The sequence below is a fragment of the uncultured Brachyspira sp. genome (genome assembly GCF_949287625.1).
Classification (GTDB): Bacteria; Spirochaetota; Brachyspiria; order Brachyspirales; family Brachyspiraceae; genus Brachyspira.
The window spans coordinates 1-3,605 of sequence record NZ_CASEGO010000166.1 but is presented as its reverse complement, the minus strand read 5'-3'; the positions used below and the strand labels follow the sequence as shown (position 1 = coordinate 3,605).

Below are 3,605 nucleotides of genomic sequence, written 5' to 3'. Positions count from 1 at the left end.
ATCACAAAAGAATACATTCAGCTTTAAATTATGATACACCTATGTTATACTTTAAGAAATTAAGGAATACTTAAATGCAATATGTCTGGCTCCTGTGCACAATAATATTTTATTATTATTTTTTTAGTATTAAATTTTTTTAATAAAAAAGGACAGAAATATTTTCTGTCCTTTTATTATTTTTATCAAATAAAGCTTTTAATTACCATTTAAGTACAAACTCAGTATAAATCTCTCCGTCTTTAATAGATTTGGTTATTTCCATAGAAGATCTTATATGAGTAATAGATTCAAGTAAAAGCGTAGACCAAGAAAGTACAGCAAGCTCAATAACTTCAGGGTCATCATTAAAATTGGTAAGATGTACAACAAGAAGTTTTCTTCTAGCTTTAATAATCTCTATCTGTGCTGGATCAAATAAATCAGGGAATATATGCTCGGCTGCATATGTTAAAGCTATATGTTTAGGTATAAAGAACAACAAAGGTCTAATATGTTTAGGTATAATCTGATTAAAGTGATATTCTGAAATATCTTTAATACCAGTATTAGCTCCAGAATAGAATAGATCACATACCAATTTATAAGGCTTATGGAAAGAAGTCATATACGGATACCATTCTTTGCTTGATATATCATTTTTAAATATTAAAGAAGATGAAGGCTCCATAGCAGTTACCCATTTTTGGTATCCCTCTTCGCCGAATTTTGTTTTAACAAATTCTTTTAATATTATTAAAGTAATACCTCTAACTCTTTGAGTAGTAGTATCTTTTTTAGATTTAATATCTTTGATTTTATATTTAGATATTTCCCCCTCAAGTTCTGATAGAAGTCTGTTATTATCAGATGCAAATTTATTCATTGTATTTGCAGAAGCAGAAAGATTATTAGAACTTTCAGAAATACTTTCAACACTGCCATGAATAGAATCAGATATATTTTTTAATTTATTCATAGTTTTTGAAGTAGCAAGAGAAATATTATTAAGTGCTTCAAGATTAGTTTTTATCGTACTTAATTTATCTGCCATATCAATATACTGTGTTTTAATATGTTCGCTGGATTCGGATATTTTAGTGATAGAACTCACTATTTCATTAATAGCTTTTAACTGTTCAACAGAAGATGTATGAACTGTACCCATTATCTCAGTAACTTCCTGTACATCTCTAGTAAGAACATCAAACTGCTCTGTAGATTCTGTTAAATCATTAGTAGTTATTATTATTTTATCTTCTATATTTTGAAGTACTTTATTAGCATTATCAGCCTGTTCATTTGATACTTCTGACAGCTTACGTATCTCTTCAGCTACAACAGCAAAACCAGAACTGTATTTACCTGCATGAGCTGCCTCAATCGCTGCATTCATAGCCAAAAGGTTTGTTTGATGAGCTATATTTCTGATAGAACTTACGAAATTAGAAATAAATCCTAAAGCATTTCTTAAATCCCCTGTAGCCATAGATGTAGCCTGCATCTTCTCTTTACTTTTTATAGAAGCAGCAGACAAATCTTTAGCTTTATTTGTAGCTTTGGAAATAATATTGTCTATGCTTTCTATAGTTTTACTCATCTCTTCTACTGCCGTAGCTATTTGTTCTATATTTTCGCCTTCTTCAATGATCTTATTTTGAAGTTCTCTAGTATCTTTTTCTATTGAGTCAATATTACTTGTATTTGTAGATATATATTCCTGCATATTTTTATTGCTGGTTTCTACAATTTCTACCTGACTTAATTCATCATTAACATTATTTTTAATGGTTTCTATATTATTATTAATACCATATATTATTGATAAGTTATCACTAATTTTTTCGGATAATGTATCACTTTGTTTTTTAGAAGTTAAAATAGTCTTTTTTACACTAGAAAGCACCGATTGAAGAGAGCTATTTAAAAGAACAACCCATTTTGTCATCTCTCCTATTTCATCTCCGCCTGATATTTTAGGAATACTTACTGTTAAATCCTTATTATCTACAGAATTACCTATAGCATCTGATATTTTAGTAATAGAACTAAATAATACTTTAATGAAAAATATTATAGCCACTATTGCCATTAAAAATGCTATAATAATAGTATAGAATATAGAATTATTCATATCTTTAATCTGCAATGTATAATACGAATTAGGTATTAACATTACTATATTCAAAAGTCCTGCTATACTAGTAATATATGATTTATAAGGTTTGCCATCAAATTCTATATCATCTATTATAACATCTCCTGAAGCCAAATTGGAATTAAATATTTCATAATAAGCAGGGTATAATATATCTACGCGGGCATTAATCAAATCACTATTTTTAGAATTAACAATACTTGAATTTTTCTTATCTATAACAATCAAATCAGCACCTTCTATATCTAATATATCCTTAATATTTTGTGCCGAATAATTAAATAACACTCCGACATTTGCCAAACCAATAACCATATCATTTTCTAAATCTGATATAGTAGAAGCCATATTTAATGTTATGTCTACCCCTGTACTTTCTTTCATCATATAAGGGTTTAATATCTGTCTGTGCAATAATCCTTTACCTTGAGAATTATAAACATTAGTAAGGTTATTCCACATAATTTCATTTGTAATATCTGTTTTTGAAAATCTGTTATCAACAGTAGAATATCTATAAATAGTAAAAGGATCATTTCCATTGCCTATAACTGCAGGGTGAAACAAAACACTAATTATCCTATTAAAATAAAGCTGAGATTCACCAACTGAAGCTGATAAAAAATTCTGAAAATAACTATCTCTTGCTTTTAAATCATAATCTTTTATAGTATTATAGCCTATAGAGAGAGTGGACGCTATTTTAGCTGCTTCTTCTCTTGCTGACATTATATTATATTCAAATTCTTTTCCTATTAATCTAAATCTACTCTCTAAACTTCTTTCTGTAATAGTAGAAAAAGTTTCTGTATTTAAAGTATTGCTCAAGAAGTTGGTACTCAATGCTACTAAAGCCATAACTCCAACTATTATTAAAATTATACGAATCTTTATACCCATTGCAAAATGCTCCTGTGCAGTTAATATCGGAATTAGCATTATATCTTTTAAAGAATTATTACTATAATATATATTTAAAATAAATAACTGTAAAGCAATATTATAAAAAAAGTATATTAATTTTTCTAATTTAAAATATTGCAGGGCTTTGCCTGTTAGTCTGCGTGCTGTAGGTAAGCGAAGGCAGGAAGAAGTTGAATAAAAAAATTGACAAACTTAAAAATTTTCAGTATATCCTAAACAGATATAGTTTATCAATTTTTAGTTATTTGTAAATGTAATTATTATTTATAAATAGTATAAAGTATTATCAGTTATTAATAAAATAAGTTTTATAAGTTTAAAATGTAAAATAAATAATTTATTTTTTAAATAATAGGCAATCAGCCGCACGTATCGTTGACATTTGATAAGAATAAACAATACCGTGCGGAAAGGTGCAGCGGCTCGCTGTTGACAAAATAAAATTGTTCCAGTATATACCTAAACAATTATAATTTGTCAAAAAATTATTTTTTTTAATTTTAAATATTTGCAGGGCTTTGCCCCGCACCCCACTTCTTTTGTT

2 protein-coding genes are annotated in these 3,605 nt (G+C 27.7%); both read right to left on the bottom strand.

What is annotated here, in order from left to right; all coding sequences use genetic code 11:
• Positions 1-202: 202 nt before the first annotated feature.
• Positions 203-3,037 carry a methyl-accepting chemotaxis protein gene (locus tag Q1X91_RS15085; protein ID WP_300759356.1) on the bottom strand — a complete coding sequence of 945 codons (2,835 nt, stop codon included), beginning with the start codon at positions 3,035-3,037 and terminating at the stop codon, positions 203-205.
• 361 nt (positions 3,038-3,398) lie between these two features.
• Positions 3,399-3,605: hypothetical protein (locus tag Q1X91_RS15080; protein ID WP_300759354.1), on the bottom strand; the 207-nt coding region annotated here is incomplete at its 5' end.